Origin of the sequence: Phytopseudomonas daroniae (assembly GCF_004327275.1) — a bacterium.
Classification (GTDB): domain Bacteria; phylum Pseudomonadota; class Gammaproteobacteria; order Pseudomonadales; family Pseudomonadaceae; genus Aquipseudomonas; species Aquipseudomonas daroniae.
This window is the reverse complement of record NZ_QJUJ01000011.1, coordinates 1-15,775: the sequence shown is the minus strand read 5'-3', so window position 1 is coordinate 15,775 and position 15,775 is coordinate 1. Positions and strand designations below refer to the sequence as shown.

The 15,775-nt window shown below is 62.4% G+C and carries 13 protein-coding genes; 6 read left to right on the top strand and 7 right to left on the bottom strand.

Translation table 11 applies throughout. From position 1 onward, the window contains the following. Positions 1 to 86 precede the first annotated feature (86 nt). Complete coding sequence (locus DNK10_RS21560) at positions 87 to 1,247, bottom strand: two-component system sensor histidine kinase NtrB (protein ID WP_131181286.1); 1,161 nt, start codon at positions 1,245 to 1,247, stop codon at positions 87 to 89. Between the two features lie 150 nt (positions 1,248 to 1,397). Here DNK10_RS21560 and DNK10_RS21555 point away from each other — a divergent pair, with 150 nt between their 5' ends. The 3 genes from DNK10_RS21555 (at position 1,398) to DNK10_RS21545 (ending at position 6,091) form a co-directional block, all read left to right on the top strand. Then, complete coding sequence (locus DNK10_RS21555) at positions 1,398 to 3,038, top strand: VRR-NUC domain-containing protein (protein ID WP_131192961.1); 1,641 nt, start codon at positions 1,398 to 1,400, stop codon at positions 3,036 to 3,038. After that, positions 3,035 to 5,404 (top strand): ATP-dependent DNA helicase, encoded by a 2,370-nt coding sequence (locus DNK10_RS21550; RefSeq protein ID WP_131192960.1) that lies wholly within the window; start codon positions 3,035 to 3,037, stop codon positions 5,402 to 5,404. Before DNK10_RS21555 ends, DNK10_RS21550 begins: the two co-directional genes overlap by 4 nt. A gap of 153 nt (positions 5,405 to 5,557) precedes the next feature. Continuing rightward, a complete protein-coding gene (locus tag DNK10_RS21545) occupies positions 5,558 to 6,091 on the top strand; it encodes a hypothetical protein (RefSeq protein WP_131192959.1) in 534 nt (177 codons plus the stop codon). Here the strand turns inward: DNK10_RS21545 and DNK10_RS21540 are convergent, their stop codons facing one another. After that, positions 6,092 to 7,222: a M14 family metallopeptidase gene (locus tag DNK10_RS21540; RefSeq protein ID WP_131192958.1), complete on the bottom strand. Its 1,131-nt coding sequence runs from the start codon at positions 7,220 to 7,222 to the stop codon at positions 6,092 to 6,094. 140 nt (positions 7,223 to 7,362) lie between these two features. Here DNK10_RS21540 and DNK10_RS21535 point away from each other — a divergent pair, with 140 nt between their 5' ends. Beyond that, positions 7,363 to 7,761, top strand: a complete 399-nt coding sequence (locus tag DNK10_RS21535) for a hypothetical protein (protein WP_244216298.1) — start codon at positions 7,363 to 7,365, stop codon at positions 7,759 to 7,761. Between the two features lie 269 nt (positions 7,762 to 8,030). On the opposite strand, the gene ahpF is transcribed toward DNK10_RS21535, so the two are convergent. Both ahpF and ahpC read right to left on the bottom strand, forming a co-directional pair. Next, the gene (ahpF, locus tag DNK10_RS21530) at positions 8,031 to 9,584 is read right to left on the bottom strand and encodes an alkyl hydroperoxide reductase subunit F (RefSeq protein WP_131192957.1); all 1,554 of its coding nucleotides are present in this window, start codon (positions 9,582 to 9,584) and stop codon (positions 8,031 to 8,033) included. A gap of 128 nt (positions 9,585 to 9,712) precedes the next feature. Further along, positions 9,713 to 10,276, bottom strand: a complete 564-nt coding sequence (ahpC, locus tag DNK10_RS21525; protein ID WP_131181292.1) for an alkyl hydroperoxide reductase subunit C — start codon at positions 10,274 to 10,276, stop codon at positions 9,713 to 9,715. A gap of 364 nt (positions 10,277 to 10,640) precedes the next feature. Here ahpC and DNK10_RS21520 point away from each other — a divergent pair, with 364 nt between their 5' ends. Beyond that, on the top strand, positions 10,641 to 11,870 hold the full coding sequence (locus DNK10_RS21520; RefSeq protein ID WP_131192956.1) for an MFS transporter: 1,230 nt from the start codon (positions 10,641 to 10,643) through the stop codon (positions 11,868 to 11,870). Here the strand turns inward: DNK10_RS21520 and DNK10_RS21515 are convergent. The 3 genes from DNK10_RS21515 to DNK10_RS21505 form a co-directional block, all read right to left on the bottom strand. Beyond that, entirely contained in the window at positions 11,867 to 13,144 is a 1,278-nt protein-coding gene (locus tag DNK10_RS21515) for an FAD-dependent oxidoreductase (protein WP_131192955.1), read from the bottom strand. The genes DNK10_RS21520 and DNK10_RS21515 overlap by 4 nt on opposite strands. A gap of 75 nt (positions 13,145 to 13,219) precedes the next feature. After that, positions 13,220 to 13,648, bottom strand: coding sequence for a 3-isopropylmalate dehydratase (locus DNK10_RS21510; RefSeq protein WP_131192954.1), 429 nt, complete (start codon positions 13,646 to 13,648; stop codon positions 13,220 to 13,222). Between the two features lie 108 nt (positions 13,649 to 13,756). Beyond that, positions 13,757 to 14,557, bottom strand: coding sequence for an AraC family transcriptional regulator (locus tag DNK10_RS21505; RefSeq protein ID WP_131192953.1), 801 nt, complete (start codon positions 14,555 to 14,557; stop codon positions 13,757 to 13,759). Between the two features lie 101 nt (positions 14,558 to 14,658). Between DNK10_RS21505 and DNK10_RS21500 the strand changes: the two genes are divergently transcribed. Next, positions 14,659 to 15,594 (top strand): DMT family transporter, encoded by a 936-nt coding sequence (locus DNK10_RS21500; RefSeq protein WP_131192952.1) that lies wholly within the window; start codon positions 14,659 to 14,661, stop codon positions 15,592 to 15,594. The last annotated feature ends 181 nt before the right edge of the window (positions 15,595 to 15,775 follow it).

Sequence of the window (15,775 nt, the reverse complement as noted above, 5' to 3'; positions counted from 1 at the left end):
ACTGATAGAAAAGGCGATTGGTGATACTAGGGTCTGTTGCTGTTGCAGCGCAAGCCGCGTTGCCGTGTCAACAGACCCTGACATGCTCATGCGTGAACATCTGCTGATTTCCCGATGGATGCCGGCAAACAAAGGATCATGGTTGCACCCTGCCCGGCCACGCTCTCGACATGCAGGCCACCTCCCGCCTGACGGGTAAAACCATAGACCTGGCTGAGCCCCAGTCCAGTTCCCTTGCCTACGTCTTTGGTGGTGAAAAAAGGCTCGAACAGCCGCGAGTGGATTGCCGGATCGATACCGACGCCCTGGTCGATGACCGAGATCAGCACGAACTCTCCGTGCAGATCCTCCAACTCCCCTGAAAGTACGCGGTTCTCCGCGCGCAGCCTTACCACGCCAACTCCGTGCATGGCATCCCGTGCATTGAGGATCAGGTTGAGCAGCGCCATTTCCAGCTGGCTCGGGTCGAGCTCGACGCGATGCAACCCAGGGGCGAGCTGCGCTTCCAGGCTCATCGTCTTGGGCAACGCCTGGCCAATGAAGGCATGCGCGGCGTCGAGCAACTCGTTGAGGTCGACGAGACGGCTCGGCATCTGCTCGCGACGGGCGAAGGTCAGCAGGTTGCGAGTCATCTGCGCGCCGCGCTCGCCGGCATCCTGGATGCTCGCGAGCAGGCTCGCCAGGCGCTCCGGGTTGCTGGTGCGGCTGGCCAGCTTGGTGGCGCTGAGGATGATGGTCAGCAGGTTGTTGAAATCGTGGGCCATGCCACCGCTCAACTGGCCCAGGGCTTCGAGTTTCTGCGCCTGGAACAGTTGGGCGCGCAAGGCGTCATAACGCAAATCCGCCTCGTGGCGGTCAGTGATGTCGCGAGTGATCTTGGCTAGGCCGATGATCGTGCCCTGCTCGTCGCGAATCACCTCGATGGCCACCAGCGCCCAGAAACGCGTGCCATCCTTGCGCACGCGCCAGCCTTCGTCCTGGGATCGCCCATCGCGCAGCGCCCGCTCGATGAGCTGCCAGGGCTTGCCATTACGCCGATCATCATCGGTGTAGAAAAGCGACAGGTGCTGACCGATCACCTCTGCCGCGTCATAACCCTTGATGCGTGCAGCACCGGCATTCCAGGAAACGATGCAGCCATCCGGATTGAGCATGAAGATCGCGTAATCGACCACAGCCTGAACCAGCATCTCGTAATGACGCTCGGTCAACGTACCCGGAGAGAGTGGGGGTAAATGGCTGTTCATGATGGCCCATTCAAACGGCGATGGAGGTGCAGTGTAGTCCGCTATCGTCGCCAAGCAACAGCGCGACGTACGGACCGTCCATCTCCTGCTCGTTGCCAGATGACGGGCGGCCTGATATCTGTATATAAAAACAGTACTCAGCATTATTTCATGTCATTTTCCAGCGATCCGCGCTTCTACTACCTGCATAACTTCCACAAGGCTCTGGCGTGGATTGGCGAGCGCCACGCCGATCTGCTGAGCACCCGTGAGCATGAGTTTCTGCAGACATTCAGTGCGCTCGAAGGCACGGCACAGGCCCTGCTGGTACGCATGATCATGCGCAAGGGCGTGCATTTTCGCGCCAGCAAGCTGAATTACGAAGAGATTGGCTGCTGTCGCCAGGCCGCGGTGACGCTGATCGCCAACGGCTGGGTACTCGACGATGCCAGCCTGCGCCTGGATGAACTGCTGGCGCTGCTGCGCAAGGACGAGATCATCGACTGCTTCGCCGAACGGCTCAGCGACCGGCGCGCCCGCAAAGGCGAACTCCTGGAGCAACTCACGCCGCACTTCGGTGACTCGAATGCATTCGCTACCTGGTGCCCGACGCTCGACGATACGCTCTACAGCCTGACCATCGACGACCTGAGCGAACGCCTGCGCCTGATGTTCTTCGGCAACCTGCACCAGGAGTGGTCGGAATTCGTGCTCGCCGACCTGGGTATCTTCCGTTACGAAAGCGTCGACTTCCCGCCTGACTCCCGGGCACTGCGCTGCCGCGAGGATGTCGACGACTACCTGCACCTGCAGCGCTGCCGCGAGGCGTTCGAAGCCGGAGATGCCACTGCCGAACTGCTCGAACGGATCGATACGCGTCGCTACGACAATCCCTATATCGCCGAGCGCCGCGCCAAGCTGCTGTTTCGTATCGGTCAGCATCTGGAACGCTGCCTGGAGTTCGAGCGGGCTCTACAGGTCTATGCCAGCAGCGGCTATGGCGCAGCGCGGCAACGACAGATCCGCGTTCTGGAGCGCACCACCCGGTACCAGGAAGCGTTCGAGCTGGCCAGCCAGGCCATCGCGACGCCGGGCAGCGATGGCGAACTGCAGTTGGCAGAACGGGCGCTGACGCGCCTGAGTCGGCAGCTGGGCCTGCCCACAGCGAAACGCACCAAGGCACCCACACCTGCACGCCTCGATCTGCAATTGCCGAAGCTGCCGTGGCTGGCGGTGGAGCAACGGGTGCAATTGCACCTGCACAGTACCGAGGCGCCGGTGCATTACGTCGAGAACACACTGATCTGCAGCCTGTTCGGCCTGCTCTGCTGGCCGGCGATCTTCGCTGCGGTGCCTGGCGCGTTCTTCCATCCATTCCAGCATGGCCCGGCAGACTTGCTGACTGCGGACTTCCACCCGCGTCGCCGGGCGCTGTTCTCGGCCTGCCTGGCGCAACTGGACGACGACAGCTATCGCCACAGCATCCGCCAGACCTACCACGACAAGTTCGGCATCCAGTCACCGTTCGTGCACTGGGGCGTGCTCAGCGAAGCGCTGCTGGAACAGGCGCTCGACTGCCTGCCGGCGGCACACCTGCTCGCCTGGTTTCGCCGTCTGCTCGGCGATATCCAGGCCAATCGCGCCGGCATGCCCGACCTGATCCAGTTCTGGCCTGAGGAAAAACGCTACCGCATGATCGAGGTAAAAGGCCCAGGCGACCGACTGCAGGACAACCAGCGCCGCTGGCTGGCGTTTTGCGCCGAACACGGCATGCCCGTGGACGTCTGCTACGTGCAGTGGAGCGAGGCGTGAGTTACCGCGTGGCGGTGCGCGCGCTCTGCGAGTTCACCGCCAAATGTGGCGACCTCGACCTGCGTTTCACGCCTTCGCCCACCGCCCAGGAAGGCATGGCCGGGCACGCCACGGTCGTCAGCCGCCGCGGCGAGCATTACGAGGCGGAAGTATCACTGGCGGGTGAGTTCCGCTCGCTGCAAGTACGCGGCCGTGCGGACGGCTTCGACCCGCACAGCAATCTGCTCGAAGAAATAAAGACCCATCGGGGCGACATCAGCCGCATTCCCGACAACCATCAACAACTGCACTGGGCCCAGGCGCGGGTTTATGGATGGCTGCTATGCCAGAGCCGCGACCTGGCAGAACTCGACCTGGCGGTGGTGTACTTCAACGTACTGACCCAGAAGGAAAGCGTGTTTCGCGAAACCCGCACGGCTGCCGAACTGCAAGACTTCTTCGAGGCACTATGCAGCCGCTTCATCACCTGGGCGGAACAGGAGCAGGCGCACCGTCAGCTTCGTGACACAGCCCTGAGTGAACTGCGCTTTCCCCACGCCGAGTTTCGTCTTGGCCAGCGACAACTGGCCGAGGCCGTATACCGCGCCGCCCGCGACGGCCACTGCCTGATGGCGCAGGCCACTACCGGTATAGGCAAAACCCTCGGCACCCTGTTTCCGCAATTGAAGGCATTTCCCGAGCAAGGTCTGGATCGGCTGTTCTTCCTCACCGCCAAGACGCCGGGACGCCAGTTGGCCCTGCACGCCCTGCAAACGCTGCGTGGCGAAGGCCTGCCGCTGCGTGTGCTGGAGCACGTCGCCCGAGACAAGGCCTGCGAACACCCGGACAAATCCTGCCATGGCGAATCCTGCCCACTGGCCCGCGGTTTCTACGACCGCCTGCCCGCCGCCCGCCAGGCCGCGGTCGAGTGCATCTGGCTGGATCAGGCCGCGGTACGTGAAATCGCCCGCCAGCACCACGTCTGCCCTTATTACCTGAGCCAGGAACTCACCCGCTGGGCTGACGTGGTGGTGTGTGACTACAACTATTACTTCGATCTCAGCGCCCTGCTCTACAGCCTGACGCTGATCAACGAGTGGCGGGTGACCCTGCTGGTGGACGAAGCCCACAACCTGATCGAACGCGCCCGGCGCATGTACAGCGCCGAACTCGACCAGGCGCGCTTCGAGGCCATGCGCAGCAATGCGCCCAAAGGCTTGAACAGCGTGTTGACACGCATCAGCCGACACTGGAAGCAACTGCACAAGGAACAACGCGAGGACTACCAGACCTGTCCGCAACCGCCGGACTTGCTGCTCCTGTCCCTGCAGAAAGCGGTCAGCGCTATCACCGATCACCTGACCGATCAGCCCACCGGCAATGATGGCGAACTGTTGCAGTTCTATCTCGACGCCATGGCGTTCTGCCGCCTGGCGGAAGCCTTCGGCCCGCACTCGCTGTTCGACATCAGTCGCCAGCCACCACTGCGTGGACGCAGCCATTCGACCCTGTGCCTGCGCAATATCGTACCCGCGCCCTTCCTCGCCCCGCGCTTCGAGAACAGCCACAGCACCACGCTGTTTTCCGCCACTCTGAGCCCGGCCGATTACTATGCCGACCTGCTCGGCCTGCCGGAGGCAACGCCCTGGCTGAACGTCGAATCGCCCTTCCAGGCCGCGCAGTTGCAGGTGCATGCCGTGAGCAACCTGTCGACCCGCTATCAGCACCGCGAGCGTTCGCTGCTGCCCATCGTTGCCCTGATGGCGCGGCAGTTCGCCGAGCGCCCAGGCAATTACCTGGCTTTCTTCAGCAGCTATGCCTACCTGCAACAGGTGCTGGAGCTGTTCGAGCATGAGCATCCCGGCATTGAACACTGGGTTCAGGCGCGCCAGATGGATGAAGGTGAGCGCCTGCAGTTCCTGGAGCGCTTCCAGCCCGACGGACGCGGCATTGGTTTCGCCGTGCTCGGCGGCGCCTTCGGCGAAGGCATCGACTTACCTGGCGATCGTCTGATCGGCGCGTTCATCGCCACCCTCGGCCTACCGCAGATCAATCCGGTCAACGAGCAGATCAAGCAGCGCATGAGTGAGATGTTCGGCAGCGGTTACGACTACACCTACCTGTTCCCTGGGCTGCAGAAGGTGGTACAGGCCGCTGGCAGGGTGATCCGTACGCCGCAGGACAGCGGCGTGGTGCACCTGATGGATGATCGCTTCACCCTGCCCGAAGTGCGTGCCCTGTTGCCAGGCTGGTGGCAGGTACAACGTAGCCGCGTGCCCTACGTGCAAGCATCGCGTCCTCCCCGCCAACCGCTACCCGCGACTGTCATGCCGATGCGTCCTGCAGCACCAACACCCCAGCAAGGCTTGTTCGATCCGCCTGCCTGATCAGGCGGCCAGCCCTTGCCATGGGGCGGCAAGGAGTTGCCTTCGTCGCCTGAACGAGACAATAAAATCCTTTTAAATCAATCCGCTGAAAACATAGAAAGAACTGGCACAGGCTTTGCTGCAGTGGAGGCTCTCACGTCAAGGAGGCCCACCATGAACATCATCGGTTCGCTTGCCCACTACGGAATGCCCAGTCCCCTGCAGCGCACCCGCGCCGAAGCGCTGGATCTCAGACAAAGCAGCGAGGCTGCGCTGCTCGCCGAGCAAGAGAAGACACGGGACACGAGCAGCGTGTCGACAGGCTTCAAAAGCGAACAGGCGGACTACTCCAGTCAGCAGGCCCACGACGAAGCCTTCGCCCGGATGCTGGTCAATCTCAACAGCATTGGCAGTCAGCCCGTTCAGGATTCGCTGCAGGCGTCAGACAGCGCCCTCGACGGCAGTTCCGAGCAAAAGCCGGCCGCCGATAGCGCCCTTGCGCAGTTCATGGCCTACATGGAGATGACGCCCGCCGAGAAGATCCGCGACAAGATTCTCAAGGAAGTAGGCATGACCGAGGAAGAGCTCGAGAGTCTGCCACCTGAGCAGCGCGCTGCGGTCGAGAAGGAAATCGCCGAAAAGATGCAGACCCTGCAGCAATTGCAGGCCGCGCAGGATGAGCAAGGCACCCTGCACGAGCATGCCTGATCAGCGCAGCCGGTCGACCATCTCCGCCACCACGCCGAGCATATCGCCGGCCAGCTTCATCGAGCGCTCGCCGCTCCAGCCGGTTTGCGGATTCGGAGCGTCGTCGTGATCCTTGAAGGGCATTTCCAGGGTGAACGACAGGCAATCGAACTCCAGCCCCACTGAATTGCAGGCCAGCGCCGTATTGGCCTGCCCCGGCGCGCTGCGCGGGTAGCCGAAGCGAGTCTGAAACTCGGCGCCGCGCTCGACCAGGCGGGTACGGAACTCATTTTCAAGTGCCTCCAGCCGTGCGGAGAATCCGGGATTGCCCTCGCACCCGGCGGTGAACACATGGGGAATCTCCTCATCGCCGTGGATGTCGAGAAACAGATCCACGCCCACCTCGCGCATCGCCTGCTGCACGAAGAACACTTCCGGGCTGCGCTCGATGCTGGCCGACTGCCAGGCGCGATTGAGATCCTGCCCCGCCGCATTGGTACGCAGGTGGCCGCGGAAGGCGCCGTCCGGATTCATGTTCGGCACCAGATAGAGGTCGGCTTGTTGCAGCAGCGCATCCAGCTCGGCGTCGCCGCTATCCTGCAAGCGGCGGATCACGCCTTCCATGAACCATTCGGCCATATGCTCGCCCGGATGCTGCTGGGCGATGATCCACACCTTGCGGTTCGCCTGCGCGTGGCGATGCACACGCAGCAGCTCGATGTCTCGCCCCTCGATGCTGCGCCCACATCCATGCAGCTCGACACCCGGCAATGCCAGCGCCTGGGCGATCAACGCACTGTGTCGCTCGCGGCTGTAGGGCTCGAAGTAGGCGAACCAGATTTGCGCCTGCCGCGGCTCCAGGCCGAAATGCAGGGCGCCATCCTCGAAACGGCTCGGCACTCGAAACCAGTTGCGCTGATCGTACGAGGCAACGGCGTTGTAGCCCGTCCAGGCGTGGCTATAGGCCGACTGCCCGGCGTTGGTGATGCTGAAGTCGTGGCGCGCTCCAGGCGTCAGGCCCTCGACGTGGAAATGAAACCACTGGAAATGGTGACTGTTGAGATCCTTGCGCATGGCCAGCAGTACCTTGTGCGGGTCGCTGGCATCCTGCACGAGGATATTACCGCTATCGAAATCCGAGCTGATCTTCATGATTGTTCCCAACGCTGCTTCACGGTCGCACCAGCATCGCAGTTTCCACGCCAGGGGGAAATGCATGCGCAAGGTGATTGCAGGTCATCGTGGCGCAGCTCAAACTGCCGACCTCTACTTTGCTGATGCCCGGAGCCAACGTGTCCCTAGCCGATGATCAACAACGCCAGCGCGTGCTGGATGCCGCCGAGTCGCAGGACTGCACGGTCTACCGCCCGGATGAAGACGATGCCGACGCCGAAGAGCAGGATATGGGCGACGCCAGGGTGCTGTTCACCGGCGCCTTCGAGCCGCCCCAGGAATGGGACGCTGCCGAGCGCGACGACTATTTCGATGGCAGCGATCCGGCACTGTTCGTCACCGCGCTGATTGCCTGCGAAGCCAAGCCGGGCTCCAAGGCCTTCTTCAAGCCACAGGCCGGCGATTACCTGGCGATCATGTCCAGGGATGGCAAGGTGGAGATGTACTTCGTCTGCGAGCGTCTGGACGATGAACAGGGTTCAAGCTTCGTACTGATCCGCGATGAACAAACCGACTGAGTGATTCAACCCCGCGGCAGGGGAATGTCGCCCTGCCGAATCGCCCGCAAGGCTAGGCGCCCCCGCGGCTACACATGTAGCGTCTGCCATCGTTGTGCGGCTGCCACCCCGTAGGAGCCGGCTTGCCGGCGATGCGATAGTGGTTCTCCATCGTGATCGGCAGCGAAACCACCAATCGCCCGCAAGCGGGCTCCTACAAATGCAGCGCTTGGCAATTATGAAAAAGGCGGGCCACAAGGGCCCGCCTTTTGTGCTTCTGGCTCAGCGCATCAGCTGCGGATCAGGTGATCGAAGGCACTCAGTGACGCTTTCGAGCCCTCGCCCATGGCGATGACGATCTGCTTGTACGGCACGGTAGTCACATCGCCAGCCGCGAAGATGCCGGGCAGCGAGGTTTCGCCACGGGCGTCGACGATGATTTCGCCGCGATCCGACAGTTCGACCGAGCCTTTCAGCCATTCGGAGTTCGGCAGCAGGCCGATCTGCACGAAGATGCCTTCCAGCTCTACCGGGACGAACTCGTCGGAGTTGCGATCCTTGTAGACCAGGCCGGTGACCTTCTGGCCATCGCCCTTCACTTCGCTGGTCAGGGCGCTGGTGATTACCTTGACGTTGGGCAGGCTGTAGAGTTTCTTCTGCAGCACTGCGTCAGCACGCAGCTTGCTGTCGAACTCCAGCAGGGTGACCTGGGCGACGATACCGGCCAGGTCGATGGCCGCTTCCACACCGGAGTTGCCGCCGCCGACTACCGCCACGCGCTTGCCCTTGAACAGCGGGCCGTCGCAGTGCGGGCAGTAAGCCACGCCCTTGTTGCGGTATTCCTTCTCGCCCGGCACGTTCATCTCTCTCCAGCGTGCGCCGGTGGACAGGATCACGGTCTTGGCCTTGAGGCTGGCGCCGCTCTCGAACTTCACTTCATGCAGGCCGCCTTCGCTGCTGGCCGGAACCAGGGCGCTGGCACGCTGCAGGTTCATGATGTCGACGTCGTACTGCCTGACGTGCTCTTCCAGGGCGCGGGCCAGTTTCGGGCCTTCGGTTTCCTGTACCGAGATGAAGTTCTCGATGGCCATGGTGTCCAGCACCTGACCACCGAAGCGCTCGGCCGCGACACCGGTGCGGATGCCTTTACGGGCGGCGTAGATGGCTGCCGCAGCACCGGCCGGGCCACCACCGATGACCAGCACGTCGAAGGCATCCTTGTCGTTCAGCTTGGCAGCATCGCGAGCAGCGGCACCGGTGTCGATCTTGGCGAGGATCTGCTCGGCGTCCATACGGCCCTGGCCGAACAGTTCGCCGTTCAGGTAGATGCTCGGCACCGACATGATCTGACGGGACTCGACTTCATCCTGGAACAGCGCGCCGTCGATGGCGACGTGACGGATGTTCGGGTTGAGCACGGCCATCAGGTTCAGCGCCTGCACCACGTCCGGGCAGTTCTGGCAGGACAGCGAGAAGTAGGTCTCGAAGTTGAATTCGCCTTCGAGGCTGCTGATCTGCTCGATCACTTCGGCAGCCAGCTTCGACGGGTGGCCACCCACTTGCAGCAGGGCCAGCACCAGCGAGGTGAACTCGTGGCCCATCGGCAAGCCGGCGAAACGCAGGCTGATGTTGCCGTTCGGGCGGTTCAGGGCGAACGACGGCACACGGGCGTCGGTGCCATCGGTCTTCAGGGTGATCTTGTCGGTCAGGCTGACGATGTCGTCGAGCAGGCCTTTGAGCTCCTGGGATTTGTCGCTGTCATCGAGGGACGCGACGATCTCGAACGGCTGGCTGACCTTTTCCAGGTAAGCCTTCAACTGGGTTTTAAGATTGGCGTCCAACATATATATGTCCTCAATGACGAAATTCGGGCAATAAAACGCCCGGACGGGTTACGCCCGGGCGTCGAAGCAGTGGAGATGGGTTACACCCCCGCTGCTGACCTTCAGGAAGCGAGGCTTCCGGGTCGGATTTAGATCTTGCCGACCAGATCCAGGGAAGGAGCCAGGGTCTTCTCACCTTCTTTCCACTTGGCCGGGCAGACTTCGCCCGGGTGAGCGGCGGTGTACTGGGCAGCTTTCAGCTTGCGCAGGGTCTCGGAAACGTCGCGAGCGATCTCGTTGGAGTGGATCTCGACGGTCTTGATCACGCCTTCCGGGTTGATCAGGAAGGTGCCGCGCAGGGCCAGGCCTTCTTCAGCGATGTGTACGCCGAAAGCGTTGGTCAGTTGGTGAGTCGGGTCGCCGACCAGCGGGAACTGGGCCTTGCCGACTGCCGGGGAGGTCTCGTGCCATACCTTGTGCGAGAAGTGGGTATCGGTGGTGACGATGTACACCTCGGTACCGGCCTTCTGGAAGGCTTCGTAGTTGTTGGCGGCGTCTTCGATTTCGGTCGGGCAGTTGAAGGTAAAGGCAGCCGGCATGAAGATCAGTACCGACCACTTGCCCTTCAGGCTTTCTTCGGTGACTTCGATGAACTCGCCGTTGTGGAATGCGTTGGCTTTGAAAGGCTGAACTTGAGTGTTAATCAAAGACATCAGTGAACTCCTTGGAGGGTTGAAAAATTTACAGAAGGGATAGTAGCCCGATATGGATCAAAGAGCCCATTGATTGAAACCATCAATCCAATAAGCTGATTCAATCGACCCATATAAAAAGCCTTTTAAAACAATAATCTGAAATTTTCGCGCCCCGCAACCCGCTGAGAGGGTATTTATCGCCCGCAGCAGCGGTGAATCGACTCCAGACAACCTACTCTTTCGGACACACCCAATCCTGCCTGGTTCGCACCATGTAAATCCGGCATGGCTGAGCGAAGCCGCGACATAAAGCGATTCTCTCAGCCCGACATTGCGTGAATAATGCCCCGCCTGATTCACCGCACGTTATCGAGGTAGACACATGAGTGGCCCAGCCCACGACACCCCGCGTCTGAGCGCCGGGGCGATCCTGCTGATCGAACTGGCTCTGGCGCTTGGCGGTTTCGCCATTGGCACCAGTGAATTTTCGATCATGGGGTTGATGCCCAACGTGGCTCAGGATCTGGGCGTCAGCGAGCCGCAGGTCGGCCATGTGATCAGCAGCTACGCCCTTGGCGTGGTGGTGGGCGCGCCCATTCTGGCCCTGCTCGGCTCACGCCTGTTGCGCAAGAACCTGCTGCTGTTGCTGATGGGTGTCTTCGCCGTTGGCAACCTCGCCAGCGCCCTGGCACCCGATTACTCCTCGCTGCTGGTGTTCCGCTTCTTCGCCGGTCTGCCGCATGGCGCCTACTTCGGTGTCGCCATGCTGGTCGCCGCCTCCATGGCGCCGCCCCACAAGCGCGCCAAGGCGGTAAGCCGCGTGCTGATGGGGCTGAGCGTGGCCATTCTGATCGGCAACCCGCTGGCCACCTGGCTGGGCCAGAGTGTCAGCTGGCGTTATGCATTCGCTCTGGTCAGCGTGATCGCCCTGCTGACCGTGGCGATGGTCGCCATCTTCCTGCCGATTGATCGTAATGAAGTACGCAGCAGCCCGATCAACGAGCTGCGCGCCTTCAACCGCGCCCCCATCTGGCTGGCACTCGGTATCGGCTCCATCGGTTTCGCGGGGATGTTCTGTGTGTTCAGCTACATGGCGCCGACCCTGCTGGAAGTTACCCAGGTCAGTCCGGGCATGATCCCGGTCACCATGGCCGTATTCGGCGTCGGCTGCATTCTCGGCAACATGGCAGGCGGCTGGCTGTTCGACCGCCTGCAATTCAAGTCGGTCGCCTGGATTCTGCTGTGGAGCGCACTGGTGCTGCTGGCACTGCCCGCCGCCACGCATTCGATCTGGACGATGCTGCCAGCGATCCTCGCCCTGGGTACCATCGCGGCGCTGTCTCCTGCCCTGCAGACACACCTGATGGACGTGGCCACCGGCGCCCAGACCCTGGCGGCAGCCTCCAACCACGCCGCATTCAATATCGCCAACGCCCTGGGCCCATGGCTCGGCGGCCTGGCGATCAGCGCCGGATTCGGCTGGACATCGACGGGTTATATCGGCGCGGTAACCGCAATTATCGGCCTGCTGATCTTCTTCTGGGCCTGGAAGATCCAGCCAACGGTAAACATAAACACCGCGTCACCCGCCCATCGCGAAACCCGTCACTAAGACTCGTCATCGCGCCGCCAGGCATGCAGCGAGGAATCGCTGCTTCGCCCGAACAGCCAGCCGGTACGCCCGCCAACCAGGGTAGTGACGGCATGACTGCGGCCCATGGGCAGATGCCGGGCGAGGAACAGTGCGCTGTCACGCAGCACAGCCAGGGCGGTACTGTCGGACTGGAACAGCGGCGTCAGCAGGCGACTGGCCTGGCGGTAGTAACGCAGGTGCTGGTGGCGAGTAGCGGCGTAGCCGGCGAACACCGCCGACCAGTCAGGCGGTGCATCGCTGGCCAGAGTCGGTTTCAGCGCCGTGGCCAGGGCTGCCGCATCCACCAGGGCCATATTCGCGCCCTGCCCCAGTTGCGGGCTCATGGCATGGGCGCAATCGCCAATGGCCAATACCCGGCCATCATGCCAGCTCTGCATGCGTACATCGGCATAAGTGGCCAGGGCCAGTTGTTCGGGGGCTTCGATAGGCGCCAGGAAAGCTTCGACCTGAGGCCCGGCAAGTCGCTCGACACTGGCCTTCCAGGCGGGCAATCCGGCATCGCGCCAGGCCGGATAAGCCGCTGTCGGCAGGCTCCAGAACAGGCTGCTCAACAAGGATTGTCGTGCCTGATGAGTGCGCCCGGTCGGCATGATGCCGAACATCTGCGAGCACCCGCGGTACCACTGGCGCAGATCGGTGGAGTCAGCTGCTTCGGGGGTGGGCACGATGCTCCACAGCGCTCCCCAGGGGTAGGGTTTGATCCATTGGCGTACCTGCATCTGCCCGCGCAATTGCGAACGAGTGCCATCGGCCAGGATCAGCGCTGCGTAATCGCCGTACGGCTGTTCGCCGCCCTGAGCATCTTCGCCGATCAGGGCAACGCCTTGTGGCGATTGCTGGAAACGCCGAATGGAAACACCGGTACGGATCGTCACGCCCGCCCCTCTGGCGGCCTCGAGCAAGGCCGTCATCAGCACGCCACGGTGGATACCCAAACCATGGCTACCGGGTTGCCAGTGTTGATAACGGGTATCGAGAATTACCCGCTCGGCACAGGCCGAGGTGCCGAACAGGCGAGCGACGGGGGCGCCCAACCCGGTGCACTCATCGAGCAGTTCGAGCTCGCGCAGCACCGCCAGGCCGGAGGGCTGCAACAAGATACCGGCACCCACCGGCTGTAGCTGCGGCACACGCTCGAGCACCTCGACCGACCAACCCTGGCGCGCCAGCAAGGTGGCAGTCGCCAACCCGGCAGTACCCGCCCCAACGATTGCAATGGGTGAATCCTTCACTCGGCTGTCCCTTACCTGACAAATCAAGCCCCGGATTCTACCTATTCAGACCTCGGACGGACTGACGAACAGTGCTTATTTGGGCTGGACAGGCCTGATATCGAAACCACCTCGATTCTGGCTGACGATACGCAGATCCGTACTGCCACCGGCCTCGACCTTCACCGCCACCTCACGATTCAGGCGCCCCTTGCCACACAGGGTGTCGTCCTGGGTATCGGCGGTGATACCGAGAATGCGGTTACCGGCGGGCACCTGAAAGCGTGCCTCCTCGCCCACCGCGATGCGCGCCGCGATCTTGCGATCGACCAGCACGGCAACGTAGCAGCCGCCGCCCATCAAGCCCAGATCACGGTTGACCACCACCTCACCGCCACCACTGACCGGTGCCTGATAGGCCAGCAGACGCTCGGCAGGTACAGCCGTGACCTTATCGGGATCGGCCTGATACGAAGAGCAGCCGGCCAAAGCCAGCAAGGGCAACACGGTGAAGATCGAACGCATGGGTTCCCTCCATGGGAATCACAGTGAAGTGTCGGGTATGACCAGCACAATGCCATGACAGTGCCATAAATCCTGGCGACGCTCACCGGGATATTTGCTGACGGCCTGCTACTGCTGCCGCGGCAGGTTGCCCTTGCGGTATTCATCGGGCGACACCCCCATCAGGCGGCGGAACATGCCGATGAATGCCGACGCGCTGCTGTAGCCCAGATCCAGGGCGATGGCCTCCACCGTACGCCCGCGCTCCAGTTGCGCCAGCGCTGCCACGACCCTGAGGCGCTGACGCCATTGCGCGAAGGACATGCCCAGGTCGCGCTGGCATCGACGCATCAGGGTGCGCTCGGTGGTATTGGACAGGCTGGCCAGTTGCGCCAGCGAACGGGGGTCGGCGGGGTTAGCGGTCAACTGTCGCAGCACCGGTTCCAGCAGCGGGTCGCTGGAGCTGGGCAGGTAGCTGCCGACCTTGGGCGCCCGCGCCAGCTTGTCGAGCAGCAGTTGCAACTGTCGCTCGTTCTCGGCCTGGCGCGTGGCATCGGGCGGCGACTCGCGCAGGTCGTCGAGCAAGGCACGCACCAGCGGGCTCAAACTCAGGGCACAGGGCTCAGCAGGCAATTCGACGCAGTGCTCGGGGGCGACGTATACGGAGCAATGGCAGGCCTCGTGCCGATTGAAACCGATGTGTTCAAGATCCGGTGGCAACCAGATGCCGTATTGTGGCGGCGCCAGGTAGTGACGCCCAGCGACCTCGATTTCCATGACGCCACTGAAGGCATAGACGAACTCTCCCCAGGCGTGGCGATGGCGCGGGTAGGTGGCGTGTGCCGGCACACTGGCCGTGCGAAAGAACAGCGGCGTCGGTAGCGCATCGTTGAACGGAGGGATCTGCAGCAGAGGAGAGTCGGTCTTCATCGCTTACTGGCGGATAACCGCTATGCACTGTCGGTTTCGAACTATATCAGTAGAAATCGCCAGCACCATAATGGTGACCCATTCCACTGCCAGGCTTCACCATGGACACGCGCAAGAACATCGACGGACTGGCCGGTGCAATGATGGTCATCCTGTGCATGATCTGGGGCATGCAGCAGGTGGTGCTCAAGGCGGCAGCCGATGACGTTTCACCGACGCTGATGCTCGCCCTGCGCTCGGGCGTTGCCGCCGTACTGGTGGCGCTGCTGATGTTGTGGCGGCGCGACGGCCTGTCACTGCGCGAAGGCAACTGGCGCCCAGGCCTGATGGTCGGTTTTCTGTTCGCCCTGGAGTTCATGCTGGTCGGCGAAGGCCTGCGCCATACCAGCGCTTCGCATATGGTGATCTTCCTCTACACAGCGCCGATCTTCGCCGCGCTCGGGTTGCATTGGCGACTGCCTGCCGAGCGCCTGAAACCCTTGCAGTGGCTAGGTATCACCGTGGCCTTTGTCGGCATAGTGGTGTCCTTCGCCGGGCGCGCACCCGACCTCGAGACGCGAGACACCAGCCAGCAGATGTTCGGCGACATCCTCGGCCTGCTCGGCGCCATGGCCTGGGGCGCCACTACGGTGGTGGTGCGCTGCTCGCGGCTGTCCACCGCGCCGGTCACGCAAACGCTGCTGTACCAGTTGCTTGGCGGTTTTCTGCTGCTGATGCTGGTCTGCACCCTGACCGATCAACTGCACTTCAACCCCACGCCGGTGGCGCTGGGTGGTCTGGCATTCCAGGCGCTGTTGGTATCCTTTGCGAGCTTCCTGGCCTGGTTCTGGTTGTTGCGCAACTACCTGGCCTCGCGGCTCGGCGTGCTGTCGTTCATGACGCCCATGTTCGGCATCGTCTTCGGCGTGTGGCTGCTCGACGAACCACTGGAAGTCAACTTCATCGCCGGCGCCCTGCTGGTGCTCAGCGGTATCCTGATGGTCAGCGGCTACGAATGGTTGAGCCAGTGGCTGAAACGACGGCGGCTGAAGCCGTGAAGTGGCCGCTTTTTTAGGATGGCGTCGAGTGCAATGGTGGACAAGAAGAGCGTTGTCCACCCTTGTATCTCGACTACAGCCTTTCAGTGAGGTTATGGTTCCCGACTGATCATCGGGGGAGGAGCTGCAAGCCGTGTCCACCCTTAAGCCTTGAGCTTGCAACGTAGATTGCGCTGCGCCC

What these genes read in the sequence shown, in the direction of transcription:
- DNK10_RS21560 (WP_131181286.1), bottom strand. Translation starts at nt 1,247, where the DNA reads ATGAACAGCCATTTACCCCCACTCTCTCCGGGTACGTTGACCGAGCGT.
- DNK10_RS21555 (WP_131192961.1), top strand. Translation starts at nt 1,398, where the DNA reads ATGTCATTTTCCAGCGATCCGCGCTTCTACTACCTGCATAACTTCCAC.
- DNK10_RS21545 (WP_131192959.1), top strand. Translation starts at nt 5,558, where the DNA reads ATGAACATCATCGGTTCGCTTGCCCACTACGGAATGCCCAGTCCCCTG.
- DNK10_RS21540 (WP_131192958.1), bottom strand. Translation starts at nt 7,222, where the DNA reads ATGAAGATCAGCTCGGATTTCGATAGCGGTAATATCCTCGTGCAGGAT.
- ahpF (WP_131192957.1), bottom strand. Translation starts at nt 9,584, where the DNA reads ATGTTGGACGCCAATCTTAAAACCCAGTTGAAGGCTTACCTGGAAAAG.
- ahpC (WP_131181292.1), bottom strand. Translation starts at nt 10,276, where the DNA reads ATGTCTTTGATTAACACTCAAGTTCAGCCTTTCAAAGCCAACGCATTC.
- DNK10_RS21520 (WP_131192956.1), top strand. Translation starts at nt 10,641, where the DNA reads ATGAGTGGCCCAGCCCACGACACCCCGCGTCTGAGCGCCGGGGCGATC.
- DNK10_RS21510 (WP_131192954.1), bottom strand. Translation starts at nt 13,648, where the DNA reads ATGCGTTCGATCTTCACCGTGTTGCCCTTGCTGGCTTTGGCCGGCTGC.
- DNK10_RS21505 (WP_131192953.1), bottom strand. Translation starts at nt 14,557, where the DNA reads ATGAAGACCGACTCTCCTCTGCTGCAGATCCCTCCGTTCAACGATGCG.
- DNK10_RS21500 (WP_131192952.1), top strand. Translation starts at nt 14,659, where the DNA reads ATGGACACGCGCAAGAACATCGACGGACTGGCCGGTGCAATGATGGTC.